Annotated in this window: 27 protein-coding genes; 14 read left to right on the forward strand and 13 right to left on the reverse strand. The window is 42.1% G+C overall.

Features of this window, described 5'->3' with window-relative positions:
• The first annotated feature begins 161 nt into the window (after nucleotides 1-161).
• The 4 genes from AAEZ02_RS00720 (at nucleotide 162) to AAEZ02_RS00735 (ending at nucleotide 3,761) form a co-directional block, all read left to right on the forward strand.
• Nucleotides 162-938 carry a haloacid dehalogenase type II gene (locus AAEZ02_RS00720; protein WP_372491509.1) on the forward strand — a complete coding sequence of 259 codons (777 nt, stop codon included), beginning with the start codon at nucleotides 162-164 and terminating at the stop codon, nucleotides 936-938.
• Between the two features lie 227 nt (nucleotides 939-1,165).
• Nucleotides 1,166-2,827: an amidohydrolase gene (locus AAEZ02_RS00725; RefSeq protein ID WP_351121582.1), complete on the forward strand. Its 1,662-nt coding sequence runs from the start codon at nucleotides 1,166-1,168 to the stop codon at nucleotides 2,825-2,827.
• A 155-nt stretch (nucleotides 2,828-2,982) separates the two neighbouring features.
• Complete coding sequence (locus AAEZ02_RS00730) at nucleotides 2,983-3,258, forward strand: type II toxin-antitoxin system TacA family antitoxin (protein WP_351121585.1); 276 nt, start codon at nucleotides 2,983-2,985, stop codon at nucleotides 3,256-3,258.
• On the forward strand, nucleotides 3,252-3,761 hold the full coding sequence (locus AAEZ02_RS00735; protein WP_124012867.1) for a GNAT family N-acetyltransferase: 510 nt from the start codon (nucleotides 3,252-3,254) through the stop codon (nucleotides 3,759-3,761). Before AAEZ02_RS00730 ends, AAEZ02_RS00735 begins: the two co-directional genes overlap by 7 nt.
• A 289-nt stretch (nucleotides 3,762-4,050) precedes the next feature.
• Here AAEZ02_RS00735 and AAEZ02_RS00740 read toward each other — a convergent pair whose 3' ends face one another.
• Nucleotides 4,051-5,304 carry a DUF3644 domain-containing protein gene (locus AAEZ02_RS00740; RefSeq protein ID WP_124012868.1) on the reverse strand — a complete coding sequence of 418 codons (1,254 nt, stop codon included), beginning with the start codon at nucleotides 5,302-5,304 and terminating at the stop codon, nucleotides 4,051-4,053.
• Nucleotides 5,305-5,593: 289 nt separating this feature from the next.
• Here AAEZ02_RS00740 and AAEZ02_RS00745 point away from each other — a divergent pair, with 289 nt between their 5' ends.
• On the forward strand, nucleotides 5,594-5,782 hold the full coding sequence (locus AAEZ02_RS00745; protein WP_124012869.1) for a hypothetical protein: 189 nt from the start codon (nucleotides 5,594-5,596) through the stop codon (nucleotides 5,780-5,782).
• A 114-nt stretch (nucleotides 5,783-5,896) separates the two neighbouring features.
• Here AAEZ02_RS00745 and AAEZ02_RS00750 read toward each other — a convergent pair whose 3' ends face one another.
• Nucleotides 5,897-6,136 (reverse strand): HP1242/YdcH family protein, encoded by a 240-nt coding sequence (locus AAEZ02_RS00750; RefSeq protein WP_101033374.1) that lies wholly within the window; start codon nucleotides 6,134-6,136, stop codon nucleotides 5,897-5,899.
• A gap of 181 nt (nucleotides 6,137-6,317) precedes the next feature.
• Here AAEZ02_RS00750 and AAEZ02_RS00755 point away from each other — a divergent pair, with 181 nt between their 5' ends.
• Nucleotides 6,318-8,189 (forward strand): DUF885 domain-containing protein, encoded by a 1,872-nt coding sequence (locus AAEZ02_RS00755; protein WP_351075410.1) that lies wholly within the window; start codon nucleotides 6,318-6,320, stop codon nucleotides 8,187-8,189.
• Nucleotides 8,190-8,359: 170 nt separating this feature from the next.
• Here the strand turns inward: AAEZ02_RS00755 and AAEZ02_RS00760 are convergent, their stop codons facing one another.
• Nucleotides 8,360-9,559, reverse strand: a complete 1,200-nt coding sequence (locus AAEZ02_RS00760) for an alpha/beta hydrolase-fold protein (protein ID WP_351075408.1) — start codon at nucleotides 9,557-9,559, stop codon at nucleotides 8,360-8,362.
• A 213-nt stretch (nucleotides 9,560-9,772) separates the two neighbouring features.
• On the opposite strand from AAEZ02_RS00760, the gene mtnC reads away from it, so the two are divergent.
• Nucleotides 9,773-10,453: an acireductone synthase gene (mtnC, locus tag AAEZ02_RS00765; RefSeq protein ID WP_124012872.1), complete on the forward strand. Its 681-nt coding sequence runs from the start codon at nucleotides 9,773-9,775 to the stop codon at nucleotides 10,451-10,453.
• Nucleotides 10,454-10,516: 63 nt separating this feature from the next.
• Here the strand turns inward: mtnC and AAEZ02_RS00770 are convergent, their stop codons facing one another.
• On the reverse strand, nucleotides 10,517-11,533 hold the full coding sequence (locus tag AAEZ02_RS00770) for a hypothetical protein (RefSeq protein WP_124012873.1): 1,017 nt from the start codon (nucleotides 11,531-11,533) through the stop codon (nucleotides 10,517-10,519).
• A 142-nt stretch (nucleotides 11,534-11,675) separates the two neighbouring features.
• On the opposite strand from AAEZ02_RS00770, the gene AAEZ02_RS00775 reads away from it, so the two are divergent.
• Together AAEZ02_RS00775 and AAEZ02_RS00780 are read left to right on the forward strand one after the other, a co-directional pair.
• The gene (locus AAEZ02_RS00775; RefSeq protein ID WP_101033379.1) at nucleotides 11,676-12,098 is read left to right on the forward strand and encodes an acyl-CoA thioesterase; all 423 of its coding nucleotides are present in this window, start codon (nucleotides 11,676-11,678) and stop codon (nucleotides 12,096-12,098) included.
• A gap of 60 nt (nucleotides 12,099-12,158) precedes the next feature.
• Complete coding sequence (locus AAEZ02_RS00780; RefSeq protein ID WP_267898632.1) at nucleotides 12,159-12,362, forward strand: N-acetyltransferase; 204 nt, start codon at nucleotides 12,159-12,161, stop codon at nucleotides 12,360-12,362.
• A 4-nt stretch (nucleotides 12,363-12,366) separates the two neighbouring features.
• On the opposite strand, the gene AAEZ02_RS00785 is transcribed toward AAEZ02_RS00780, so the two are convergent.
• The 6 genes from AAEZ02_RS00785 to AAEZ02_RS00810 all read right to left on the reverse strand — a co-directional run bounded on the left by AAEZ02_RS00785 (nucleotide 12,367) and on the right by AAEZ02_RS00810 (nucleotide 17,802).
• A complete protein-coding gene (locus AAEZ02_RS00785; RefSeq protein WP_372491486.1) occupies nucleotides 12,367-12,753 on the reverse strand; it encodes an acyl-CoA thioesterase in 387 nt (128 codons plus the stop codon).
• A 308-nt stretch (nucleotides 12,754-13,061) separates the two neighbouring features.
• Entirely contained in the window at nucleotides 13,062-13,556 is a 495-nt protein-coding gene (locus AAEZ02_RS00790) for a hypothetical protein (protein ID WP_124012876.1), read from the reverse strand.
• On the reverse strand, nucleotides 13,556-14,497 hold the full coding sequence (ssp4, locus tag AAEZ02_RS00795; RefSeq protein ID WP_124012877.1) for an Ssp4 family T6SS effector: 942 nt from the start codon (nucleotides 14,495-14,497) through the stop codon (nucleotides 13,556-13,558). The genes AAEZ02_RS00790 and ssp4 overlap by 1 nt, the downstream gene beginning before the upstream one ends.
• A gap of 126 nt (nucleotides 14,498-14,623) precedes the next feature.
• A complete protein-coding gene (locus tag AAEZ02_RS00800) occupies nucleotides 14,624-16,417 on the reverse strand; it encodes an AMP-dependent synthetase/ligase (protein ID WP_124012878.1) in 1,794 nt (597 codons plus the stop codon).
• 127 nt (nucleotides 16,418-16,544) lie between these two features.
• Nucleotides 16,545-16,715 (reverse strand): hypothetical protein, encoded by a 171-nt coding sequence (locus AAEZ02_RS00805; RefSeq protein ID WP_351121589.1) that lies wholly within the window; start codon nucleotides 16,713-16,715, stop codon nucleotides 16,545-16,547.
• Nucleotides 16,716-17,415: 700 nt separating this feature from the next.
• The gene (locus AAEZ02_RS00810) at nucleotides 17,416-17,802 is read right to left on the reverse strand and encodes a GntR family transcriptional regulator (RefSeq protein WP_124012879.1); all 387 of its coding nucleotides are present in this window, start codon (nucleotides 17,800-17,802) and stop codon (nucleotides 17,416-17,418) included.
• 94 nt (nucleotides 17,803-17,896) lie between these two features.
• Between AAEZ02_RS00810 and AAEZ02_RS00815 the strand changes: the two genes are divergently transcribed.
• The 4 genes from AAEZ02_RS00815 to AAEZ02_RS00830 all read left to right on the forward strand — a co-directional run bounded on the left by AAEZ02_RS00815 (nucleotide 17,897) and on the right by AAEZ02_RS00830 (nucleotide 21,658).
• The gene (locus AAEZ02_RS00815; RefSeq protein WP_124012880.1) at nucleotides 17,897-19,507 is read left to right on the forward strand and encodes an alpha/beta hydrolase; all 1,611 of its coding nucleotides are present in this window, start codon (nucleotides 17,897-17,899) and stop codon (nucleotides 19,505-19,507) included.
• A 2-nt stretch (nucleotides 19,508-19,509) separates the two neighbouring features.
• On the forward strand, nucleotides 19,510-20,244 hold the full coding sequence (locus AAEZ02_RS00820) for an ABC transporter ATP-binding protein (RefSeq protein ID WP_101033385.1): 735 nt from the start codon (nucleotides 19,510-19,512) through the stop codon (nucleotides 20,242-20,244).
• On the forward strand, nucleotides 20,244-21,377 hold the full coding sequence (locus tag AAEZ02_RS00825; protein ID WP_124012881.1) for an ABC transporter permease: 1,134 nt from the start codon (nucleotides 20,244-20,246) through the stop codon (nucleotides 21,375-21,377). Before AAEZ02_RS00820 ends, AAEZ02_RS00825 begins: the two co-directional genes overlap by 1 nt.
• A 140-nt stretch (nucleotides 21,378-21,517) precedes the next feature.
• Nucleotides 21,518-21,658 (forward strand): hypothetical protein, encoded by a 141-nt coding sequence (locus AAEZ02_RS00830; protein WP_164839420.1) that lies wholly within the window; start codon nucleotides 21,518-21,520, stop codon nucleotides 21,656-21,658.
• A 604-nt stretch (nucleotides 21,659-22,262) separates the two neighbouring features.
• On the opposite strand, the gene AAEZ02_RS00835 is transcribed toward AAEZ02_RS00830, so the two are convergent.
• The 3 genes from AAEZ02_RS00835 to mog all read right to left on the reverse strand — a co-directional run bounded on the left by AAEZ02_RS00835 (nucleotide 22,263) and on the right by mog (nucleotide 24,376).
• Nucleotides 22,263-22,628, reverse strand: a complete 366-nt coding sequence (locus tag AAEZ02_RS00835) for a hypothetical protein (RefSeq protein ID WP_124012882.1) — start codon at nucleotides 22,626-22,628, stop codon at nucleotides 22,263-22,265.
• A complete protein-coding gene (locus AAEZ02_RS00840) occupies nucleotides 22,628-23,650 on the reverse strand; it encodes a hypothetical protein (RefSeq protein WP_124693458.1) in 1,023 nt (340 codons plus the stop codon). The genes AAEZ02_RS00835 and AAEZ02_RS00840 overlap by 1 nt, the downstream gene beginning before the upstream one ends.
• Nucleotides 23,651-23,842: 192 nt before the next feature.
• A complete protein-coding gene (mog, locus tag AAEZ02_RS00845) occupies nucleotides 23,843-24,376 on the reverse strand; it encodes a molybdopterin adenylyltransferase (RefSeq protein ID WP_101033387.1) in 534 nt (177 codons plus the stop codon).
• A 244-nt stretch (nucleotides 24,377-24,620) separates the two neighbouring features.
• Here mog and AAEZ02_RS00850 point away from each other — a divergent pair, with 244 nt between their 5' ends.
• Entirely contained in the window at nucleotides 24,621-25,118 is a 498-nt protein-coding gene (locus AAEZ02_RS00850; protein WP_124012885.1) for a prepilin-type N-terminal cleavage/methylation domain-containing protein, read from the forward strand.
• Nucleotides 25,119-25,146 lie beyond the last annotated feature (28 nt).

The following is a 25,146-nucleotide window of genomic DNA, read 5'->3' on the forward strand; positions in this document are numbered from 1 at the left end:
TGACAATAAAACCGTGATTTTAAGGTCAGTTTCATTTAGGCTGACTATATTAATGAACAATCGTTCAACTTGTTAATGTCAGTATCACTGACAACAACAGTGAGATGAAGACTCGATAAATTCTTTTCAACCAACATTACATTGTCAGAGGTTTTATGAAAATCCGTATTTTATTATCGCTTGCCACTGCTTTTTTTATGCTTAATACCAGTAGCGCTTTTGCTAAAGATCCAGCAAATACTGCGGTGCAACCCCCATTAACTAAGCCTAAAGTGATTATTTTTGATGTTAATGAAACCTTGTTAGATCTTGAAAATATGCGCGCCTCTGTGGGTAAAGCACTTAATGGCCGTGAAGATTTACTGCCATTATGGTTCTCAACCATGCTGCACCATTCTTTGGTTGTTTCAGCGACAGGTGATTACCAAACGTTTGGCAGTATTGGCGTTGCGTCACTGCAAATGGTCGCCGAAATCAACGGCATTGCCATCACACCAGAACAAGCTAAAACTGCGATACTAACGCCACTGCGTTCATTACCTGCTCATCCAGATGTTGCCGAAGGCTTAGCTAAATTGAAGGCCCAAGGCTACAAACTAGTGACCTTAACTAACTCCTCATTAGAAGGCGTAACCTTACAGCTTAAAAACGCTCATTTAAGCCAGTATTTTGATGCCAACTTAAGCATAGAATCTGTTGGGGTATTTAAGCCGTATTTAAAAACTTACCAATGGGCCATTAAAGATTTAGGCGTTAATGCAGATGAAGCGTTAATGGTTGCTGCACACGGCTGGGATATTGCCGGTGCAGATAAAGCCGGCTTACAAACCGCCTTTATTCGTCGCCAAGGTAAAGTGTTGTTCCCGCTAGCAGCACAACCAGATTACAAGGTACTGGATGTTATTGAACTCGCCAGCATATTGGCTAAATTTAACTAAATATTTCGGTCTAAATATAAGTCTCAGTCTAAATAAAAGTCGAAAAAAACATCGCCCAGCATTTTGCTGGGCGATTGATAAAACCAGCATCTATCTCCAACAGCATTAACGCTGCGCATCAAAATCAGCTTAAATCCTATTCTTGCTTAGTGACAGCTCTTGCCATTAACTATTATTTAACATTTAATAAGTGCTGAATAAATAGTCGCATGAAAAGGGATAATAAGATGAAAAAAGGGTATTTAGCGCTATCGGTTGCATTAGGTTTTGCAGGGTTAAGCGCCAGCAGCATGGCACAGACAACCTTGGTGCATCACGTTAATGGCTACACACTGGTTAATGGAAAATTACAGACCTTTAATGCGATTCAATTTACCGATGATAAAATTGATCGACTATTTACCTTAAACCAAACCTTACCGACAGCGACAGATATCACCTCAATTGATGGCCAAGGTAAAACCTTACTCCCAGGCTTAATCGATGCCCACGGTCATGTGCTGGGTTACGGATTGAGTTTATTAACCGCCGATTTAACCAATACCGGTAGCGAGCAAGATGCCGTTGCACGCGCACAAGCATTCAACAGCAAAAATCCAACCGATGGCTGGTTAATGGGCCGCGGCTGGAACCAAGAATTATGGGATAGTAAGCAGTTTCCGAATAAAGAAAGCCTAGATAAAGCCTTTAGCGCTAATCCAGTGTCATTTGGCAGAGTCGATGGTCATGCTATTTGGGTTAACAGCAAGGCGTTAGCACTCGCGGGCATTTCGTCAACCACAGTGGCACCAGAAGGCGGTGAAATTGTTAAAGACGACCAAGGTAATCCTACTGGTGTGCTTATCGATAATGCGATGAGCTTAGTGTTTAACGTCATCCCTGAACTTAACCCGCAACAACTTGAATCGACTTTAATCCTAGCGATGGACAGTTTGGCGTCATATGGACTCACCAGCGTTCACGACGCTGGGATCAGCATTAACAACATCAACGCCTATCAGCAATTAGCCGCAAAAAAGGCCATGAGCTTGCGCGTCAATGGCATGTTGTCGGTAGAAGCCCCCCGCTTTGATAGCATATTAAAACAAGGTTTTATCACCACGGCTGACGACATGTTTAAAGTCGATAGCGTAAAAATCTCTGCCGACGGCGCGCTTGGCAGCCGCGGCGCCGCATTGATAAAAGAATACTCAGATCAGCCAGGCCATAACGGTCTACTGCTTTATTCAGACGAGCAATTAGGTAAACTTATTTTACAGTCGATGAAAGCCGGATTTCAGGTCAACACCCACGCCATTGGCGACAACGCCAACCAAGTGGTACTCGATAAATACCAAACCGCCATTGCAGCAACAGACTCAAAAGCATTGCGTCACCGCATTGAACACGCACAAGTTCTCGATTTAGCCGATATACCGCGTTTTTCTAAACTTGGGGTGATTGCCTCTATTCAAGCAACCCATGCCACCAGCGATAAGAACATGGCTGAAAACCGCTTAGGCAAAGCCCGCCTAGCCGGAGCTTATGCGTGGCGCAAACTGTTAAACGCCAACGCCGTCATCGCCAATGGTTCCGACTTCCCCATCGAATCTCCCAATCCATTTTTCGGTTTGCATGCCTCCGTAACTCGCCAAGATCATATAAACAAACCACTGGGCGGCTGGCTCGCCACTGAAAAACTCTCACGCATTGAAGCATTCAAAAGCTTCACCATCGACGCCGCCTACGCAGGCCATCAAGAGAAGCTCTTAGGCACATTAGAACCCGGCAAAAAAGCAGACTTTATTTTGGTCGAAGATGATTACTTTGCAATAAACCCACAAAAAATCTGGCAAAACAAAGTCATCGCCACCTGGGTTGATGGACGCAAAGTGTTTGCAAAAGAGTAAACAATGTTGAGCATGGCTTATTGGTAAGCAAGATAAGTGCAATGAGTCTTGAACACCTTATTAGCCCGTGTGCCAAAGTGACACCCAGATTGATTTTTGAACAATTTAAGTTCACAATACTCATGTGACATTTTGGCACAACTGGAGATTACATTATGACGACGACTTTACCTCGCATCACCGCTAGAGTTGATGTCGACACCCAAGATTTACTGGCTAAGGCAGCAGCGATCGCTGGCATGTCGAGCATTAACTCATTTATTCTGAGTGCGGCAATCGAAAAAGCCAAACAAGTGATAGAACGTGAACAAACGCTAAAACTTAATCAAACAGATGCAATCTTGCTTATGGAAGCGCTAGACAGTCCTGCAACACCAAACTCAAAACTCAACGAGGCTGCTGAACGTTACGAAAGCAAAACCCAATCATGAATACGGTACTGCTTGATAAAGCTAAACACGATAGAAACCGATTTAACTGTGGTATTGAAGCGCTTAATAACTACCTGAAAGTCATGGCGAGTCAGCAAGCCAAGAAAGACAACAGCAGAACTTTCGTTTTAGAAGATGATAACGATAACTCGCATATCATCGGCTTTTATACATTAACAATGACGACGATTGACTTGAAGGCTTTGCCGAATAAGCTACACAACAAGTATCAATCATCCACCTCTGGCGGCCTTATAGCCCGCTTAGCAATTGATGAGCGCTATAAAGGCCAAGGCTTTGGCGAGTGGTTACTTATTGATGCACTCCGAAAACTGTTAGCAGCGAGTGATAGCGTAGCATTCCCAGTGGTCATTGTTGACGCCAAAGTTGACGCAAAAGATGGCGCAAAACACTTCTATGAACGCTATGGATTTCAGGCCTTTCAAGACGCAGAAAACAAACTGTTCATCATAATTGCAGATGTAAGAGCAAGCTTAAACTAGTTAACCACAAGCCTTTGACATACTCACCGTAATTCGTCGAACTTACTTGGTATTGGTTTAGCTTAATTTGAATCGTCACTTCATTGTCACTAATTGCCTGCCGCAGGCTACGTGCAGATGATTAAGCGAGACGCCGCAAGCACATCCATGTGGGCTTAGCCAAAACATCCATGTTTTGGATACTCGCTGACTCATCTGCACCTGTGATTCTACTCTCTTCGATTTAACTTCATGGTTGTCTAACGGCAAGACGAAGCTCACCTTTTGACTAGCAGGAGGCTCATATATGTTAAATGGCTTGCCTGCGCACCCTTGCAATCTCATCCTTATTGCTTAGTTGTCTAATAAGAAATTCTGCCCATCGACGTGAATATAAGTAACCGTCAAAACCTTCAGAATAAGCTGCATATTCTCCTTTGAAGGTGATTACCATTTCACGAGGTCTCGCATTATAATACTTCCAACATTTAGTATGTAACGTAGGATTAAAGTCTTTTATTTTCTCTTTAACGATAGTAACAACTTTGCCTGGTTTTAACTTAAATGGAGACTCTATACCTTTAATAAAAGCTACGCCTCGCTCATAGTTTTCCATTTCATTATCATTGAGTTTATTAACGTTAATAAACTCAATAGCTAAGTCAGCTGATTTTGCATGATTTCCGAGCTTGGGGACTAAAAAAGCCCTTATTCTATATTTCTGGCTTTCCAATACGTCATCAGATAAATCGTTTTTATATGTTTCCATGTACTCACGCACAACACGGTAATTTTCGGTTTGAAATTGTTTTAAAGCATCGAGTTGAGCTTGTTCTGAAGTTCGGGTTAATTGCATAGCAATCGCTAACCTAGCCATTAATGCATGACTATCACCAAACTCTTCAACTAGAAGATTCTCAAAATTATTAAGTGCAGATTGGCATTCACCGCTAGTTGCGAGATCAACTGCTGGTAAACTTCTATGTTCAATCTTATTTCTGAGTCCAATAAGAAAATTTAAATTTTTGGTTTCAGGGTTATCCTCGCCACGCCAATATTCGTTACAGCAACGATACAACTCCCATGCTTTTTCTTCACCATCAATTATTATTGGATTTCCTTCTTCATCAAGATGAAAATAATTTTGTTCTTTTTTCTCAAAAATAGCATGAAACAAAGCTGTGTAAGCAATGACGATATTAACTATAAAGCCATATGTTTTAAATTCCGTATAAGGATTGTTGTACGTCGATACAGCCAGTAAAGCGAACTCTCTAGCTTTGTGAAGCAAAATACTTTTTGGCGAAAGGTTGTTTGGATCTTGCAAATTTTGTGAATGTATAAGACTAAATTCAGCCTTGCTTAAATAGATGAGCCCCGTAGAAGTATATTGGCTACCGTCTCTTTGAACGAATTGGTGCCATCTTTTAGTTGGATATGTTTGACAACTACTTATTGCCCAGCCTGATGCCTCTGCCAATTCAGTCATTGTGAAAGCTTCTCCAGCTTTCTCCTTAGCGAGCATAAACTCAAATGCTAGCTCTACTCTTTGATTCCGATTCAACGCAATACTCCATGAGTTATTTTAAAGCTGATTAATTAATTTCATCCTACATTTGCTATCTCTTTGGTGTAAAGCAATTAAATCTATTCACGTTGCCTTTACATGTAGACTGCTTAAGACAACCGACAAAATAATGCGTGAGCAGACTTAAACCATCAGGATTCAATCACATTGAGGGCGTTGAAGAAAATGACGTGAGCTGGCCATGGACGGCCAGCTAGCTTTCGAGGGGAAGGGACGCCCCATCGGAAGCGTTAGCATTTTCGAATAAGGCCGAAGCAGGATTCAAATGAAGTTAAAAGCTGGATCAATTTCCGTCGCGACCTTTTCGCTGTTTGAAAATGTTGCCGGAACGGCAGGGGTGATCCAAGAGGGGATTGCTGTTGATCCCCTTTTGGCCAGTGCAGGGTGGAACCTTGCGATCTTAATTCAAACGAAGTTTGAAAAAGCTGGTGTGGGCGAAGCGCCACGACCTTAGTGGCCGCAGGCCATAAAAATAAGAATAAGAATATAGCTGAGATAGCAGCAAAAATTGACCATGTCATCACAACCTAAGTGGTGACATAGCCAGAAAAAATGCTGAATAAACGAATTAAGCTTGAGAAATCTGCTGGTAAAGCTTGTCTTTGAGTACTGTTCGGTCAAGCTTGGCTTGATGCATAAAGTCATCGCTTGTTGGAGAGTTTCGTAACTCCAGCTTACGAATTTCAGTATCTAATTTATGATACTGCTTCGCATCTTCTACAAACTCAGTATCACTCGCGGTTAACAATAAAATCTTATTTTGATACTCAGGAAAATCAACTAATAGCGCATGGCTTTCACCTAACATACCTCTCTCCTTTTCATGTCAATGTCTAGTTAAGTTAGACCATATTTAAACGTCATCGTCAAATTTACCCCCACATCTTTCAATAAAATGGACATAAAAACTGCAACAACGTAACCGTTATAACTGTTAGGATGTCGTCATATTCCTACTTGAATGCCGCGATTAACTTAATGAGTAATCAATGAAAAAATTTTTCCATGTCTTAATCATAAGCCTGCTAGCCACCGCTTGCTCCGACTCTACCACCGCGGACAATAACTCAAACGCTGCAAGCTCCCAAACAGATAGCTCAGCCACCAAGCTCAGTCTTAAGCAGCAAGTAAAATCGATCACTAAAGACTATTTCCTACTAAGGCCCGAAATTGCCACCTACTATGGCGTGAGTGATGCCAGTATCGATGCCAATGTCATGTCTAAACTCACCGACTACAGCCCTAGAGGTGAAACCCATCGCCGCCAAGGCCTTAAAGCAATACTAGGCCAGCTCAACGATATTGATGCAGCAAGCTTAAGTTCATCCGATAAAATTAGCTTAAACGCAATAATCTCGGAAGTAAAAGGTGCATTATTACCCGCTCAAATTGTTAATTATGGCAATGTCCTGGGCGAGTATGGGGTGTGGTTTCTACCCTATGCGGTTAACCACTTGTCGGGTTTGCAAATTGAGTTCCCCGGCTATATGGAAGACAAGTTTGCGGTGACCAATACGGCCGAAGCCAATGCCTATTTAACTCGTTTGAACATTTACCCTGCGGCTATGGGCACTCTGGTTGACAAACTCAACCACGACGTTGCCATGGGCGTCATTCCACCGGACTTTGTTATTGATAATACTCTACGCGGCTTAAGATCACAGATCAGTGGCCCAGCAAACATGCATCCTTTAGTCACCAGCTTTAACGCTAAACTTAACGCCGCCAAAATGGCAGATAGCGCTGCTTTGGTAAGCTCTGCCGCCGAATTAGTCGATACCAAATACTATGCCGCCACCCGTCAACTTATTATGGCATTAGAAGCCGTGCGCCCAAAAGCGACCCATGACGCCGGAATAGGTCGTTTACCCCAAGGCGCTAAACTGTATAAGGCACTTATTCAGCATTTAGGTAACTCAAACAGAACCGCCGATGATATTCATCAACTAGGGTTAACTGAAGTGGCGCGGATCAGCACTGAAATGGACGGATTACTTAAAGAAGTCGGTTATGTTGACGGCTCCGTGGGTGAGCGCATGCAAGTGCTACTCAACGACCCGCAGTACCTTTATCCCAACACGCCTGAAGGTAAACAAAAGCTGATGGCAGATATTGATGCTGACCTGGCCTTAGTTAACGCAAAATTACCAGACTGGTTTGGCCTATTACCCAATCAAGATGTGGCTATTGCAGCCGTACCAGCCAGCCGCGCAGCCTCTACTAGCGGCGCGTTCTACGATGCCCCCTCACAAGACGGTTCGCGCAAAGGCACCTTCTGGATCAGCTTGTATGACACCGCATCACTTCCCTCTTATTCATTGCAAACCTTGACCTACCACGAAACCAATCCAGGTCATCATTTACAAACCATAATTGGCTTATCTGATGAACTCCCCCTGATGAGCACAGTCTTTTACTCTAATGCCGCTGGTGAAGGTTGGGCCTTATACGCCGAGCGTTTAGCTGCCGAAATGGGCATTTACGCTAATGACCCTATCGATAACATTGGTCGCCTCCAATCTGAACTGCATCGTGCAGTTCGGTTAGTGGTTGATACTGGTATGCATGCCAAAGGTTGGAGCCGCGAGCAAGCCATTGATTATGCTATTGCTACCGAAGGCATTCATTTGTCTGAAGCCACTGGCGAGATTGAACGTTACGCCGTCTGGCCAGGCCAAGCACTAGGCTATAAGTTGGGAGAATTAAAGATTCTCGAACTCCGCAAAAAAGCCAAACAAGTGTTAGGAGACAAGTTTGATATTAAAGTGTTCCACGATCGTCTACTTGAAAATGGCGCTTTGCCACTTGATTTAATGGAGCAAAAAATCAATCAGTGGTTAGCCAGCGAAACTGCTGCGTAATCAACCTAAGCTCGAAGTAGTAATCTCAGCTCAGAATAATATTATTTAAGCAGGTTAGACAGTAAAGCCACAGGACGAATACTCGTGCTGTGGCTTTATTGTCATTTATCTTTTTTCTAGTTTGGTTTAGTTTGGTTTAGCTTGGTTTTGACACGCTTAGTTTGAAATGCTTAATTTTGAAACGCTGCTAATTGCTTAGTGTATTTATTTTGATAGAACGGATGGTCGGTACTCGCTAACGCTTGTTGTTCAGCTTCGATAGCCTCACTCATTTCACCTGTGGCGGCATAAACACTGGCTAACTCATGGTAGGCCGAATGCGCTTTAGGGTAGGCTTTCAGCGTATCTTGATAAACCCCGATCGCTTGCTCTGGCGCTGCTTCAACTAAGCTATTACCTAAGGCTAACAACGAATCAATTGCTGGCAAATCAAAGCCATAAACCTCATCAGATAAGCGTTTATAATAGGCTAGAATTGCTTGAGCCCCCTGTCGCGATACCTCTGAATCAGCCGCCAAAACAGTGTGAACATCATTAAATATCATCTCTATGCCCAACGCCGTCGCCAAGATAGGTTGAGTCATATAATAGCTGCCGTCAAAACGCTTTATTTGATAGTTCAATTTACTGTTGGCATTGGTTTGAATCATATCTTCCAGCTTAGCAAACGAATCAAGCTGCCTTTGCTCAAAGTCGCTATCACTGGTGCTAACAAATAGAAATCTTGGTTTGCCTTGCATATTTTTGAGCTTTTTAGGCGCATCATTTAGCACATAAGCAAAGTCTGAAGATAACACTGGGCTGGCAGCAATATAGGCATTAAATAAGCTAGGACGATTAATTAAGCTGTATAGCACTAAACCTGCATTACCAGTAAAGCCGTTAAAAATACGAAAGCCATTGGTGCGATAGCGTTTATCAATTGCGGGCAGTAAATCTTGCTCAAAAAAGTCCAGTAGTCCTTGATCGCCTTGTCGCTCAATGGCACGCTGTTTTAACTTCCCCAAGCCTTGGTGGCCGTCGGGCGCGGTAACAATAATGGTTTCTAACCACGGCCAGCCACCATTATGGCTCATCCAGTCGTGCATGCCCGCTAAATACAAATGGCTACGTGGATGTAAGTCAAATAACACCACGTAACGCTTATCGGTTTGCTTGGTATAACTGTTTGGTAAGGTCACCAAAAAATCGGCTTGCTGGCTAAATAATGCGGACTTCACACTTAGTATTTCAGTAGTCTGCAGTGGCAATATTTCTGTGGAAGACACTACACCTATGTGAAAAAAACTTAATAATAACGTGCATATAGACAGGCTTTGAGCCCATAATCTCGACCATTTTAAATAACGTTTTATCCCTATTGTAAGCATGGTTTCTTCCTTGTGAAACGTGACAGTTAAGTTATCCCTGAAGCTACCAGACCACATCACTCAAGGCAATTTAGCATTACCTAAACCCAGCTCACATCTTGTACTAATAGTCAGCTAACAAGAATGTTATATCATCAATAGCACTAGCCTTAATCGCCAATAAAGCATAGGATCATCATTAAGTTAATTAATTGTTTTGGAGTAACAAATCTTATGAGTATTAGAGCTATCATCGTTGATACCGCCGGTACCACTACCGATCTTAACTTTATTCAGGATGTGTTATTTCCTTACTCAAGAAAGGGTATGGCTGATTTTCTTGAGCAAAATCAACATAACGTATTAGTTGATTATTGCATTAGCGATGTTAAAGATATCGCCCTAGAACCAGATGCATCACTCGAACGAGTTATCGAGATTTTACAACAATGGATTGACGAAGACCGTAAAGTTACGCCACTGAAAACCCTGCAAGGACTCATCTGGAAACAGGGTTATAACCGCGTTGAGTTTACCGGTCATATTTATCCAGACTTTATTGACAGCATTGAACGGATTAAAGATAAAGGCATTCGTATATATAGCTTTTCATCTGCCTCAGCTGAAGCGCAAAAACTGCTTTTTAGCCATACTAACTCAGGTGATTTAACCCATTATTTCAATGGCCATTTTGATACCCGTACAGGTAATAAATTAGACAAACAAGCCTACTGCAATATTTGCAATACGATTAGCTTGAAGCCAAAACAGATCTTATTTGTATCTGATGTAGCAGAAGAACTCAAAGCCGCAGAAGCTGCAGGCATGATCACGTGCCAAATGATCCGTTTTGCCGACCAACGTCAAGCAAAGTGCAAAAAAATCAGTAGCTTTAGTGAATTATCCTTCGATTAATGCTTTTTCATTAGCGATAAAAAAACGACCTTTTTAGGTCGTTTTTTTTATTCACCTCGTCTGCTAAAGAGGAAAAGCAGGAGAAATGCATTTTTTTACTTCAAAATGATAGCCATACTCTGCCTTTATATCAGGTGTTATCTCGAGGATTTCGTAATCATTCAGCTCGACCACATGCGACTGAGGTAACTTTTTACAACGCGATTTAACATTAGCTTCCAACTGAAACGCAAACAACGCAATCGCTTTACGTACGCCGGTAAAGTACTGGCTACGTAAATGATTATAAGGCTGCTTGGCTATCTCATCTATTGCAGCTAATTCTTGTTCGTGAACTATCTCATCAGCCGTCATGACCATTGGAGATTCATCGGCTTCTTTCTCAACGGACGGGGCTTTCACTATGGTAAAGACATCGTCATCGAATTCGGTTTCTGCTTCGACTAACGTCACCATTTGCGGATCGTCTAAGGCCTTTTCAAACTGACCATACAAATCCATCAGCATGGCTAAGTGGTACAACAACACCGCTGCTAGAATAACCCGCACCCAAAAGGTACAGCGATGAAAATGCAGATGGTTAATTAACCGAAAGTTTTTTACCCCCAATGGACGCAGCAAAAAAGAAACGGTGAACATTAATGGGAAAATCAACTGTAACATTAGCAACACAATGCAGCTCATTACCACGCTCCATGCGGGTAAATAGAGCAAAATGGCAAAGTTATGGGTGTAATTAAAATTGCTGGCGGCCACGCCCACCACATCATTGACGACTGAACTTGAGCTAGCCAAGGCAAAGTTGGCCACGATGGCGTAAAACAATAACAACACCGCTTTGCCCGCCAAACTGTGCCACATACGTTCAAACAAATGCCAGAATTCAATCGACATGGCTATCACACTGATCATTGCGACCCACACCACCGAATCGGTGGTAAACAATAATACTATCGCCACAAAATATAGCTTTTGCGGCAAACTCAGTTGATTTTGTAAAACGGCAATGCGTGCCGATAACACCGCTTCACATGACGATAGCCATGAACGTGACTGAGTTAAAAAAGCCAGCTTTTGCAAAGTTAAATCCTCATAAGTGTAATGACCTGTATGTCGGTATTATCTGCTTAAATTGACTCTTGTTGATCACCTGTATGGCTGATAGATTAACGCTGCTCATTTAAACAAGCGTTTAATTTATAATCCATAACAGAGAACCGCCATGAATGACTTTTTAGCACAACACTCTATTAGCACTGATATTCAAGTAGCATGGGGTGACATGGATGCACTGCAACACGTTAATAACTCGGTGTATTTTAAGTACTTTGAAACAGCTCGTCTCGATTTTTTTAATCAAATCAACCTACTTGGCGATCTTAAATCCACTGGTGTTGGCCCAGTACTTAGTGAAACCAATGCCCGCTTTAAGCGCCCAGTGACCTTTCCTGACTCAATCGTTGTCGGAGTCAAGATAAGTGATATTCATAAAGAGCGCTTTGTCATGCATTACACCGTGTTCAGCAAGGCACAACAAGCCGTTACTACCATCGGCTGGGCTAAAGTGGTTATGTTTAACTTTAAAACTGGCAAAAAATCTGAGTTAACCCCAGAATTACTTCAAGCCCTAAAACAACATGAATAGCGATATGAAGATCAATATGAACAACAGCACATACAACTCCTGCCCGAGCAACATCGTTTTGTGGTCGTCACCCAAGGTGTTGAAGCCATGCTTGAATATCACCTAGATGATCAAAATATCGATTTTTACCGTGCCTTGGTACCGCTAACATTACGCCGCCAAGGTATTGCCGAAAAATCAGTTCGCACTGGGCTGGCATGGGCTAAAACAGAAGGTCTTAACATCAGTACCCGCTGTAGTTATGTGGTCAATTTTTTGCGCTGACACCTTAAACTACACCGGTTAATGCTGCCAATTGCTGACGCACATGTTCAGCAAGCGGCTGACTTTTTTCTGTTTGGTAATTGTAGTGCACCATGGTCGTAGTTGCTTCGGCAGTTTTTTTACCCTGCTGCCAGCAGCTTTGCAATACATCAAAGCTGCTATTACCTAAACGGCTAATGTGGGTTTTTATCGTCACTTCCTCGCCGTAATAAGTGGGCGCACTAAAAGCAATGGTAAAGCCGGCAATAATCATATTCCACGTAGTTAAATCTTGGCCTGGATGAACGATTTCAAAAATCGGCTCGCGCGCGGCTTCAAACCACACCGGGATCACTGTGTTGTTAATATGCCCTAATGCGTCGGTTTCACAAAAACGCGGTTTCAAAATCATGCTAAATTGGGTATCTGCCACAAAAATTCCTTTATTATTATGTTGAGTCCATTGACGTTTTGCTCGATGAACAAACGCCATTAACTCATTCTAACGACACATCTCACTCGAGGTCATTAAAAAAGTCTTTATTGCGAAGGAATTATGGGGGGTATGTTAGGGGAGAAAACAGTAATCATCTTAAAAAATTAAATAAAATTATTTTATCGGTTGGGTATCGTGCCCATCTATAATGGCCAAAATCAACTAAACAGGCACAAATGTCATCAAATCTCGGCTTAAAATATTGTCACTCTAAAGCCAAACAATTAGAACTTATTTCCATGTTTAGCTCTTTCTGCAGCGATTTCAGCACGAACCTCCTTAATGTCTTCTAAGGCATCAAACTGATACTCTACAAAACTTTGATAGTATTTACTCTGTAACAAGTAGAGTGACATGAGCAAAAAAACAACGGCTAACAGATATGCATAAATAAATGTTACCTTTTCTACGATTAAAAACACTGTTGGCAAAAATATAATAAATAAAATACAGAAATACCATTGTAAGACTTTTACGGCGAAGAAAGATCCTCTCACAACTGCAAAGTTCACACCGCTGAAAATAATGGTAGTAGTGAATAAATACATCAACACATGCTCTATTTTTATCTCGAAATAAAAATCAAAAATGAGCAGATTTAACAGTGCGATGGAAAGTATCATGGATAGTGTCGCAGCTAAAAAAGCCGCTATGGACTTCATAGGTGGAAATAATCCGACAATATCGTCATCACTTTTCTTTTTAGTTTGTCTTTTCATCAATCAGCTAGCTCTTCATATATCCCAATAGCCATTGTTCCAATTGTTCCATTGAATAGGCTACCAGAAATGCTCATTGAAGCTCCAACGGCATCCATTAAATGTAAACGAAATGCATGGGTAATTTGTTTACCTGTATATTTTTTTATGTTGCCTTTTCGAGCCATAGATTTTATTAATTTACCTGAAGCACCAGGTAAATTAAGACGGGTAATTTCACGATTTAATCTCTTTTTTTCAGCACGGGATAACCCTTTTAAGATTTCATAGGTATTCTTACTTGTACCCAACTGCATCATTTTTATTGCTTTTATTGTACCTAAAGCAGCAGCCCCAGCACCTGCAAGTGATACTAAATCCACAGCTGAAGTGGCATTTTGATACCATTCTTGTGAGTCTAAATTATCATTTTTTTCAGGATTTTCATACGCATTATATGATCGCATCGCACCATTAATACATTGAACAAGACCAGCAGTTGCGCCTGCTCCAGCTAAATACGTTATCGCACTACTTGTCCCGCCGGTTAATGGAATAGCAGCCATACTACCAATTACAACCATCCACCCAAGCGCAGCAGTCCCACAACTCCAAGCAGCATTTCCCAATTCACCAACCAAGTTCGATTCACGGATATTACCCTGGCTACCTTTTAAATGGGAGGCAAACTCGGCCTGACTCATTAATTGAGGAGGCTCCCTTAGCACAATTTTAATAGGATTTAGTTGGCAAACAGGTTCGAATTTTCTTAATTCAATAATGTTATATTTGCTATCAATATAAACGATTCCTGCACCCGCAAGCCCCGGTATAGCATCAATTTTTTTGAACAGCGTTTTTGTATCGATATTAGCTAGCACTTTTTGGCTAAATTGATTGTCATAAAACGACTGAGTGTTAGATCTAAAAACAGGCTTTCCATTTACCGTGATAATTTCCATAGTTCCCTCTACGTTGCCTAATTTTAAAATAGGGTATTGTACCGCTACTGGAAATACAGGCAATTATCACTAAGTATTACTAAAAAGGACGCTAATGCGTCCTTTAGTATAAAGATTGATGGTTAATTACTTCCCATACATGGCATTAATTTCATTATGGTATTTACTGTAGATCATTTTACGGCGCAGCTTTAATGTGGGGGTGATTAAGCCGGCTTCCATTGAAAAGGCTTCATGTAATAGGGTGAATTTTTTAATTTTTTCAAAACCGGCCAATTCATGTTGTAACTCTTTTAAGCGCTGCTCAAAATGAGCGACCACTTGTGAATGACGCAACAAATCAATCGGATTTTCAACATAAATACCTTGGGCATGGGCCCAAGATTCTAGGGCGGAAAAGGCTGGCACAATAAGCGCTGACACGTAATTACGCGCATCGGCAATAATGGCCACCTGCTCAATAAACGGGCAACACCCCACTTTACCTTCAACCCGCTGTGGGGCAATGTATTTGCCGTTAGAAGTTTTCATCAGTTCTTTAATGCGATCGGTCATAAACAGATTACCCTGCTCATCAATGCGGCCAGCATCGCCGGTTTTTAACCAGCCGTCTTCAAAGGCTTCAGCAGTATCTTCGGGGCGATTGTAATAACCGCGCATTACCGTGTCGCCACGCACTAGAATTTCATCGTCTTTGCCTAGCTTTATTTCCATGCCATCTAGTGGTTGACCGTTCGATCCCGGCACGCGATTGTCTAAGGTGTTACAGGTTACCGTGGCACTGGTTTCTGTCATGCCATAACCACATAACACTGGCACACTAATGCTGTGAAAAAAGTCGCCGACATTAACGTCTAACGCCGCGCCGCCCACTGGCATAAACTTCAAACGGCCACCCAACACTTGCTGCAGTTTGCGGTAAACCAGCTTGTTGGCCAGTTTCCACTGGGCACTTAACCATAAACTACCTGACGCTCGACCTTGGCTGACTTCAAATTGGCGTTTGCCTACTTTAATCGCCCAAGCAAATAGCGCTTGTCGAGCTTTAGGGGCTTGGCCCACTTTATCGTGCACTGCACTGTATATTTTTTCTAAAAATCGCGGCACCACACATAAGGTATGTGGTTTAACCGCAACAAGGGCTTCTTTAATGCGGTTAGTATCATTTAAATACACATTGTGACCGCCACGACACAGTACGTACATGGTCCAACCACGTTCAAATACATGGCTTAACGGTAAAAAAGCTAATGACACATCACCAGGGGTAAACGCTAATTTACTGTCATGTTGGTTGATCATTGAAGCAAAATTACGGTAGTCCAGCATCACACCTTTAGGATTACCCGTGGTGCCCGAGGTGTAGATCAGCGTGAATAAGTCATTTAAATCTGCCGCGTCGAGTCTGGCTGCTAACTCTTGTGCAATGCTTGGATTAAATTGGGTTGTAAGCAAGTGATCAAAATAAACATGATTATCGCTATTTAGGCTCACGTTCGCGTCAAACACCACAATATGCTTTACGCAGTCTGCTTGTGCGGCAACGGCACATGCCATGTCATATTGTTGTTGGTTACCGGCAAAAATTAATTTTGCTTGGGCATCATTAACAATGAATGCGGCTTGATCTATGGTGCTGGTTGGATACACAGGCACCACCACATTGCGGGCTTTAAGTGCACCAATATCAGCACACGTCCACTGTGGGCAGTTTTGAGCTAAAATCACCACTTTATCTTGCACTTGTAAACCAAACTTAATTAACAACTGTGCCACTGAGTCTGTGACAGTATTGAATGCATTCCAGGTCACAGTATGCCACGGCGCGGGCATATCAAAGCCTTCAAGCGCAATGTTATTAGTTAATAACTGGCTCTGCTGTTGCATGAGTCGTACGACATGGTATTGATCTAGTGACATATTACAGTGCCCTCTTAGCTTACAAGTGTTCCGCTTTTCTATTCTACCTTAAGCCACTAAAAATCATATGAGTTTTTGCTCTATTTTTGAGCTTGAAGTCACGTTCATACTAAAAATTGACAACTTATTAAGCTGTGGTGATGCCATTTTTCCACAATTTTCGCTTACCTCTGGCTAGGGCTCCAACACCTATGGCGAGCAATGGGATGTCGATAAACAATACCCTAACCGCTCTAGCAACGGGTTCGCCTTGGGTATCCACCAGCACACGTTGACCTTTTTTTGATCGAGGCAACATGGCTAGCAACGCGCGCTAAGTCTGAGGTGATACCCAATAAAAATATCACGGCAGCCCCGAATTAAGCACAAGATCAAATAAGTCGTTTATAAGCTGGCGTCTGGCAGCGGGGTCAAGACTCGGGATGGGCTCATCGAGTAATTATAAGTGGGGCGATACGCCATTGTCATAGTTAATGTCATAGTTAATGCCATAGTTAATGCCATTGATTGACACTGAGCAACAGACAATTTTTGCATCGTTTGAGTGACATCTAAATCAAAATAAAAATCAAAATATTTCAGTCAATCTTGTTCGAGTGTTCTATCCCAGTTAAGGTTGGAGTTTAGGTGTAGTTTTTACGTTTATCTATGATGAAACCTTCATAGCCAAAAGGCTGTTGCGGCAAATAATTAATGTGTTCTTTTGCTTATATTGACAGGGCTGTAGGTGTTTAATCGAGAGTTAAAATATCCTCGGTCTCAATACCAACAAGGCCTAAGACACAGCGCATAAAGGGTCGACTGACCGGCACCATTTTAACCGAATAATCTGACCACAGTGCAAGGGTGAAGTGTCATCGACAGATCAACCAACACAGTGTTACCGCGGTAGATTTGTCTTTGGTGGCAAAGAGTTTGCTCACATGATTAACAGTAAAACGGGCTGTTGTTCAAGTTCCATTGTCGACTTCCTTGAGGGTGTTGTTAACAAAATCGACTTAATTACCGCTGTTTTTATTCCAAAATTGTTCCAATAAAATCTGTAACTGGTCATAATCGACCCCTAATTGTCGCGCTTGCTCAACCAATGCGGTTAATTGCGGTGCCAACAAACTACCGCCAGAGGTATTATTAGCTGGCGTTCTTGCGGCAATCCGCGATGGCTGACCACGACGGCGTTCAATCCAGCCTTGCTCAGCAAGTTGCTGCATTGCTCGCGATACTGTCATTGGGTTTACCGCTAAATGCTCGGCAAGATGGCGCACCGAAGGCAGAATCTCTTCAGGGTGCAACTGCCCGCCGACAATTAAGCGCACGATTTGATCGTGCAACTGTCGATAGATGGGTTCACCACTGTTAGGGTTAACATTTAATAATTCTAGCATTCGCCTTTAACAACCGTATTAACGCATTGATACACTCATACACTAAATGCTAAGGTAGCATAATCGCCATGAAATGCAAAAAGGAAACATTCCGATGATCAACAGGAAGTTTGTCAACACCGCCTTGGCTCAACCGGTTAGCCGCTCAGGGTTATGCCAATCGGCAACACTTACCAGCCGTTGGCTCGCGGTGGCCATTGTTATTTTATTCGCCAACTATAGCTATGCCGACACACAGGAAGCCAATGAGACTGCGCCCGCTAAAACTACAGCTTGTTACTTAGACGGTTTAGACGAGCAATTACAATGCGGTAAAATGAGTGTGCCAGAAAACCCCAAACAACCTGACGGTAAGCAAATCGACATTCATTTTGCGATTTTGCCGGCGATTAAAAACACTTATCCGGATGAAGCTTTACTCGCCATAGCGGGTGGGCCAGGCCAATCGGCTATCGAAAATGCCGCCAGCTTTAATCGTATGTTGTCAAAAGTCCGCCAGCAGCGTGATATTTTACTCATCGACCAACGCGGTACAGGCCAATCGAACATACTATCTTGTGACGATGACACCACAGCAATACTCAGTATGAATGATGATGATATGGATATCATTGCTATGACTGAAAAGTGCCTAGCTCAAATTGATGCCGACGTGACTCAATACGGCAGTAACTCAGCGTTAAAAGACTTCGAAGCGGTACGCCAATTTTTAGGTTATCAAAAACTGCATCTCTATGGCATTTCATATGGTTCACGCATGGCACAGCTTTATATGCGTCATTATCCAGAAGCCTTATTAACAGTGACATTAGATGGTGTGGTGCCAATGCAACAGAGTGTTGTCGCGATTGGTAGTTCAATAGAGCGTGGCTTAAATGTGTTATGGCGTGACTGTAAAAGTACACCGGCTTGCCAGCAACAGTTTCCTGATTTGGCAGATGAATACAATAAAGTCGACCAGCTGTTGGCTAGCGCACCGATTAATCAGCAGGTGCGCGATCCACAAACTAATCAACTTAGCGACTTTCTACTCACCCGCGGTAAGTTTTCTGGTGCTATTCGGATGGCAATGTACATGGCCAATATTCGCGCACTACTCCCCCATGCTATTCATCAAGCGGCACAAGGTAATTATCAATCGATATTAGGCATTTACGCGTTAACCATCGACAGCACAGGTATTGCCATGGGCATGCATGCATCGGTAGTTTGCGGCGAAGACATTCACCGCATTAGCGAACAAATGCGTAAAGATGCCAAAGAGTCGTACATTAGTAGCAGCATGTTAGATGGGTTAGAAAAAACCTGCCAAGCTTGGCCGATGCCAACGGTTGACGATAGCTTTAGCGAGCCCATCCACAGTGACATACCAACCCTACTCTTGTCTGGTGAACTAGATCCCGCCACGCCACCCAATTGGGGCGCCTTAGCGCAAGAGAAACTCACTCAGTCAAAGCACTTGATTGCCCCCTACGCGACTCACGGGGTGGCTGGTCAAAGCTGTGGTAATGATTTAGTCGCCCAATTAGTTGATCAAGGTTCGGTAAAAGACCTCGATGGCGCATGTTTACAAAAAGACGTACGTCGCAGTTTTTACCTCAACGCCAATACTGTAGAAGCACTGCCGGTTACCGACAACCCAGCCGACATCGAAACCAATCTCGACACAACGGCGCCAGCGAATATCGCTACAGATAAGGAATAGTCATGATTACTGTTGCAAACTTAACCAAAAAGATTGGCGATATTCAGGCATTAGATGATTTAAGTTTTAGCGCCGAAAATGGTCAGATCACCGGCTTACTCGGCCCAAATGGCGCCGGTAAAACCACCTGTTTACGCACCTTGTTTGGATTGCTCAAACCCGATTCAGGCACTGCCACGGTAAATGATATTGATGTAGCCGATGATCCGATTGGAGCCAAGAAGCAGTTGGGTTTATTCCCCGACCCTTTTGGTTTGTACGAGCGCCTTACCCCACGGGAATACATTAGCTTTTTTGCCGAACTGAGCGGTATGTCGCGTAAACAAGCTAAACAAGCCACCGCAAATGTCATTGCACAATTGAAGCTTGAAGACATTAGCGACCGTCGCTGCAAGGGCTTTTCCCAAGGTCAACGGATGAAAACCGCCTTAGCACAAGCGATTGTACATAGACCAAGTAACATTATTTTAGATGAGCCGACTCGTGGACTCGATGTGATGAACACCCGCCTATTGCGCGATATCTTGCTACAACTCAAAGCCGAAGGGCATTGTGTACTGTTTTCAAGCCATGTAATGCAAGAAGTCGCCGCCTTGTGTGACCGCGTCATCGTGATGGCTAATGGTAAAGTGATCGCCATGGGCAGCCCTGACGAACTGTGTCAGCAAACCGGCAAAGACTCACTAGAAGATGCATTTATCGAACTTATCGGTACTGACGAAGGAATTGCAGCTTAATGAAAATGATACTCGCAATGGTGCGCAAAGAACTCGTCGATGCCGCACGTGACAAGCGTTCGGTAATGGCTGGGCTGTATTACGCCATTGGCACCCCGCTGCTCATGTGTGGCATGTTTATGGTGTTAATTGGTCAACTGTCTAGCCCAGAAGATTTAAACATCAATATAAACAACGCAGATAATGCACCCGATTTAGTACGCTACTTAAGCAATAACGGCATTAACCATGGTGAAGGCGAAGACGCCAACAAAATCACCTTAACCATTAGCGACGATTACGCCACCAACATGGCCAAAGCCAAACAAGCTGAAGTGTTATTAATCGCCGATAATTCAGATGAGAAGCTGCAAAAGTCTATCCGCCGACTAGAACGTCAGCTGCAAACTTATAGCGCCGAAATGGGTAGCATACGGCTAATTGCACGAGGTATTAATCCACGTATTACCCAACCACTCAAAATCAATGTCGAAGACCAAGCCACCCCAGATTCTAAAGGCGGGATGATTTTAGGCATTGCCATTTTCACCATGATGTATTCGGTGTTCATCTCGGGCATGAACCTTGCTATCGACACCAGTGCCGGCGAGCGTGAGCGTAATTCACTGGCACTATTACTCAGCCACCCAATGAGCACCCGCCAATTAGTGATAAGTAAAATCATTGCCGTAAGCTGCTTTGCGTTACTTGGCTTAATCCTGATTTTATTAGTCTCTAAAGTGGCGTACGCCTTTGTCCCGTGGCAAGAAATAGGCTTTACCGTCAATATTACCCAAGACTTTATGGGCTTAATGTTCATTGTAGGGATCCCGGTTGCCTTGATGGCCGCAACCTTACAACTGTATGTGTCGTTTATGGCTAAAACCTTTAAAGAGGCGCAGTCATATTTAACCATGGTGCTGTTTGTGCCACTGGCACTATCAATTGCAGCCAGTTACAACATCGCCCCAGATGTATTGCAGTGGTTACCCGTATCGGGCCAGCAACAAGCCTTAATGGACTTTATCAAAGGTCGTGAAATTCCGATGCTGCAGCTAATTATTTCATCAATCACCACGCTGATCATTGCCATTGCATTAGCCGCAGGTTTAGAAAAGTCGCTTAAAAGTGAAAAAGTCGTCTTTGGCTTATAAGAGTTGGTTTATATCGATGTGATCCCAGCCTTGACGGCTTGAGATAAGGCTGGCTGATTTACCCGTAATCATTAACAAGGATGGTTTAACAGGGAATATTAACAACCAATAATGACGGACAACGCTATCGCGATTATCTGTTGGCATTCGTTGTTATTGTCGGCACGACAGCATCTGAAATGTCTAAACACTATTTAGAGCATAAACAACAAACTGACACCGGCAGCGTTGCTGAGCTTAAAATCCAAAACCAAGCGCTGACTGAGCGAGTGCCAGAGTGAGTGAAACGCGTTAGCGACAATGGCGTTAAGCTGAAGCAGCCGTTTAAACAGTTGTAGTGTTTGCACTAAAGTCCAGACACCTAACTACACAGGGAGGGTTGTCGGCTATTTCTGTTGGCTAATAGCATTCATTTGAAGTCAATAAATAGCTGATAAATAAACTATTAACCAAATTTTTAATCAATTAATATATTCCAGTAAATGCTGGACAATCGCGATGACCTTAAGAGTTAATCAACGAAAGTTCTGACAACATACTAGCAATAACAGCACATATGCAATTAGACATGAAAACAATGAAAAAGCTTGAATTGCCATTGTACGTTTAGAGGGATTTCATGCCTTAACTCAAATAATTTATAACGTTTAGTATGCCAATAAATATAAATATAATGTTCAAAATCCAACATAAAAACATTCAATGAATAAAAAAGGCCCTTCCTCTAAATTTTTCTATACGCTTTTAAAGTAATACTTATATAATAAAGGAGAAGTCAAAATAATCATCAAAAACTTGATAATAAAAATTTTATCTGTTAAAAATCCTGGATAACTATCATACTCAGATAATATTAGATCTAAATATTAAATTCCCATCATAAAATTATTTTATAGTTGGATATATGTAATCTAAAATAACCATAGTAACAAAACAGAGTGAATCAATCATAAAAATGATATAATAAACTTTAAAAATACGTGTTATTTTAGTTGGTACACAATCTTTTAAATGAAATAAATTATACCGCTTTGCATACCAATCAAACATAAAAACACTCGCATAATGAAGCGTTCCATGTCCTGTTAAAAAGATGTTTAATGAGAAATATTCACGTCCATTTTCTAATATCCCTTCAACTGACTTAATACGTTTTTTGTATATATATAACAACATAGGCAACAAAACAAATAAACCTAAAAATACAAAGCTGCCACCTAATAAAAGCCCTATAAGATCTGTTATTGACATTATTTTTCTATCACCTCGTACAAAAGTTCTGCTTTATCTCCTATATAATGACCCCCATGCTTCGCCCCAAAATATCCTCCAACACCACCGGCGACTATCCCACACCATAGTAAACTAGTCCCGCCACTAGGAAGACCAAAAACAATTGAACATAAACCATAACTTGCAATAAAACCACCGCCAGCGCCCCCGACAATAGATCCAGCGCCTTTGCCCGTCTCAACATATTTAGCTTTAGTACACTCAAGACCTGTACCTTCAAGACAAGCTCGTTGGATATTTGCTGTTGCCTCAACACCCGTTAATACAACGCCTACATATCCAACACGCTTTAAGTTTTTTGCCATATTCGCTACAGTTTTATAATGTTCAGCAAAAATAGGAATATTTTGAGCATGTCCGCCCATTTTATCCCAACGTCTAATTAAACTTTTGCTACTTAAACCTAATTGAGTTCGAATATCTCCTGGCATTAAATTTTCACCAAACGCGGGCTGACCAAAGCGTCTTAAAGCATTCTTTAAATTAGAAAAGATAACCTTCCTTCGATGTTGAAACTCAGGAGACCTCAAGTTACCTTTTGCGTTATAAGTCTTAACATACGTCTGCTCTAAATTTTTTAAGTTCTCCTTTACAAAGCTAACATGCGAGTTCCAAGTGTTATTAGCTACGCCTAATAATAAGCCGTTATATTTAGCAACATTACTGAGTAAGTCGTACCGCTTGGCCAAAACTTCTTTTTCAATCTCATCAAGCTCTCTCAACTTTTTATCAATAACCAACGCATACTTTTGAAACTCTTGTTCTTCTATTGTGCACTCAAATGTATTTAAAGGAGAAATTAAAACGATTTGACCAGGCTTAGCAAAGCCATCGATTAGATGAGAGTTAACAAATTTAAAATGCTCAAAGGTTTCTTTTGTTGGCATGTTGTATAGCGCAAGGATCAATACATTGACCGCCATACGCTTCTCAACAATATGTATTGCAAGACCACTTGGTATTGCAGAGGTATTACTCATAAAACATCCTTGCTTTCACGATTTAGTCCTTCAATATTTAGATCTATATTTTACACCTATGCCTCTAATTTTCTATTATCAAATAGGATATAAATACCTTTACCTCCACATCATAATGGTTATAAAGCGTATCGTATGGGTCTTTTTATCCTCACGACACGCTTTAACATAGCAGAAACTGAATTTTTTTAATTACTTAGCTTTAGGTCTAAATGGCTTGATCACTGCTTCGTCACACACCAAAAACGGTCCATCCATTAAGTCGATACAGTATGGAATGGCTGGGAATACCGCATCTAAACATTCGCGAATAGACTTAGGTTTACCGGGCAAATTGACAATCAGCGAATCGCCGCGTAATCCTGCAGTTTGACGTGATAAAATAGCAGTTGGTACAAACTTTAATGACTCGGCGCGCATGAGTTCACCAAAGCCTGGCATCATTCTATCGCACACAGCTTCGGTAGCTTCTGGGGTAACATCGCGTTTGGAAGGACCCGTTCCACCAGTGGTCACGATTAAACAACAATCTTGGTTGTCGGCTAAATCAATTAATGTGGCTTCAATAACGTCACCCTCATCTGGGATCACCTTGTAAACAGGTTCCCATTCAGAGGTTAAGTATTCAGTTAATACATCAATAATAGCTTTGCCCGACAAATCTTCATATATACCCGCGCTGGCACGATCGCTCACGGTAACGATGCCTATTTTAGCTTTGCTCATGGTTATCTTTCCCTAATGTGGGTAAATCAATCTCAGCTAGAGTTGAGGTTAAATCAATAATGCACTTATAGACCGACAATCTACCAAATAAATGCAAGTTCACAAAATAACAGATCGATAAATAGATCACTGTTTCAGTATAAACAATGACTTCGTCTAATAGAGTATTTATCCTATATTACCTTTTTAGTTCGGCTTAGTTTACATGCTAGGTTGCTGATGACTATAAAAACGAGATCACAATATGCATACTAATCGACAGCGCGGCTTTACCCTTATCGAGCTAGTTGTAGTGATCATTATTTTAGGTATTTTGGCTGTGGTAGCTGCGCCGAAGTTTATTAACCTAAAAAGTGATGCGCTTATCGCCAATTTAAATGGTTTGCAAGGGGCGTTAAAGTCGGCCAATACCTTAGTGTATTCTAAAGCAGTATTAACTGGTCAAGAAAAGCTCGAACCCGGTTCGGTGGCAGTTAATGGCACACCGATTAGCACCACTGTGGGCTACATTACATCTTCACCAGCCAATGTAGCAGCGGCTATTGACGGTTCTTTTGAAGTGATGACTGGTGCACAAGATGAGATTACCGCGGACTGGGGATTATTTAATGATCCAGGAAAAACCATGCATATTTACCCTAAAGGATATGGCAATACGGGTAACAGTAGCTTGCTTTACAATGTTGATTCAACGAATACCACCGAACCGACGTTTTACAGTATTACCAGCAGCGGCTGTTAGGGCTATATGAACAAGGAGTAACAAACAA

The organism is Shewanella sp. T24-MNA-CIBAN-0130 (assembly GCF_040310185.1).
Lineage (GTDB): Bacteria > Pseudomonadota > Gammaproteobacteria > Enterobacterales > Shewanellaceae > Shewanella > Shewanella psychromarinicola.

Excerpts from the sequence above, each read along its gene's own strand:
- AAEZ02_RS00725 (WP_351121582.1), top strand. The coding sequence starts at position 1,166 with ATGAAAAAAGGGTATTTAGCGCTATCGGTTGCATTAGGTTTTGCAGGG.
- AAEZ02_RS00730 (WP_351121585.1), top strand. The coding sequence starts at position 2,983 with ATGACGACGACTTTACCTCGCATCACCGCTAGAGTTGATGTCGACACC.
- AAEZ02_RS00745 (WP_124012869.1), top strand. The coding sequence starts at position 5,594 with ATGAAGTTAAAAGCTGGATCAATTTCCGTCGCGACCTTTTCGCTGTTT.
- AAEZ02_RS00750 (WP_101033374.1), bottom strand. The coding sequence starts at position 6,136 with ATGTTAGGTGAAAGCCATGCGCTATTAGTTGATTTTCCTGAGTATCAA.
- AAEZ02_RS00755 (WP_351075410.1), top strand. The coding sequence starts at position 6,318 with ATGAAAAAATTTTTCCATGTCTTAATCATAAGCCTGCTAGCCACCGCT.
- AAEZ02_RS00760 (WP_351075408.1), bottom strand. The coding sequence starts at position 9,559 with ATGCTTACAATAGGGATAAAACGTTATTTAAAATGGTCGAGATTATGG.
- mtnC (WP_124012872.1), top strand. The coding sequence starts at position 9,773 with ATGAGTATTAGAGCTATCATCGTTGATACCGCCGGTACCACTACCGAT.
- AAEZ02_RS00775 (WP_101033379.1), top strand. The coding sequence starts at position 11,676 with ATGAATGACTTTTTAGCACAACACTCTATTAGCACTGATATTCAAGTA.
- AAEZ02_RS00785 (WP_372491486.1), bottom strand. The coding sequence starts at position 12,753 with ATGATTTTGAAACCGCGTTTTTGTGAAACCGACGCATTAGGGCATATT.
- AAEZ02_RS00790 (WP_124012876.1), bottom strand. The coding sequence starts at position 13,556 with ATGAAAAGACAAACTAAAAAGAAAAGTGATGACGATATTGTCGGATTA.
- ssp4 (WP_124012877.1), bottom strand. The coding sequence starts at position 14,497 with ATGGAAATTATCACGGTAAATGGAAAGCCTGTTTTTAGATCTAACACT.
- AAEZ02_RS00800 (WP_124012878.1), bottom strand. The coding sequence starts at position 16,417 with ATGTCACTAGATCAATACCATGTCGTACGACTCATGCAACAGCAGAGC.
- AAEZ02_RS00805 (WP_351121589.1), bottom strand. The coding sequence starts at position 16,715 with ATGTTGCCTCGATCAAAAAAAGGTCAACGTGTGCTGGTGGATACCCAA.
- AAEZ02_RS00810 (WP_124012879.1), bottom strand. The coding sequence starts at position 17,802 with ATGCTAGAATTATTAAATGTTAACCCTAACAGTGGTGAACCCATCTAT.
- AAEZ02_RS00815 (WP_124012880.1), top strand. The coding sequence starts at position 17,897 with ATGATCAACAGGAAGTTTGTCAACACCGCCTTGGCTCAACCGGTTAGC.
- AAEZ02_RS00820 (WP_101033385.1), top strand. The coding sequence starts at position 19,510 with ATGATTACTGTTGCAAACTTAACCAAAAAGATTGGCGATATTCAGGCA.
- AAEZ02_RS00825 (WP_124012881.1), top strand. The coding sequence starts at position 20,244 with ATGAAAATGATACTCGCAATGGTGCGCAAAGAACTCGTCGATGCCGCA.
- AAEZ02_RS00835 (WP_124012882.1), bottom strand. The coding sequence starts at position 22,628 with ATGTCAATAACAGATCTTATAGGGCTTTTATTAGGTGGCAGCTTTGTA.
- AAEZ02_RS00840 (WP_124693458.1), bottom strand. The coding sequence starts at position 23,650 with ATGAGTAATACCTCTGCAATACCAAGTGGTCTTGCAATACATATTGTT.
- mog (WP_101033387.1), bottom strand. The coding sequence starts at position 24,376 with ATGAGCAAAGCTAAAATAGGCATCGTTACCGTGAGCGATCGTGCCAGC.
- AAEZ02_RS00850 (WP_124012885.1), top strand. The coding sequence starts at position 24,621 with ATGCATACTAATCGACAGCGCGGCTTTACCCTTATCGAGCTAGTTGTA.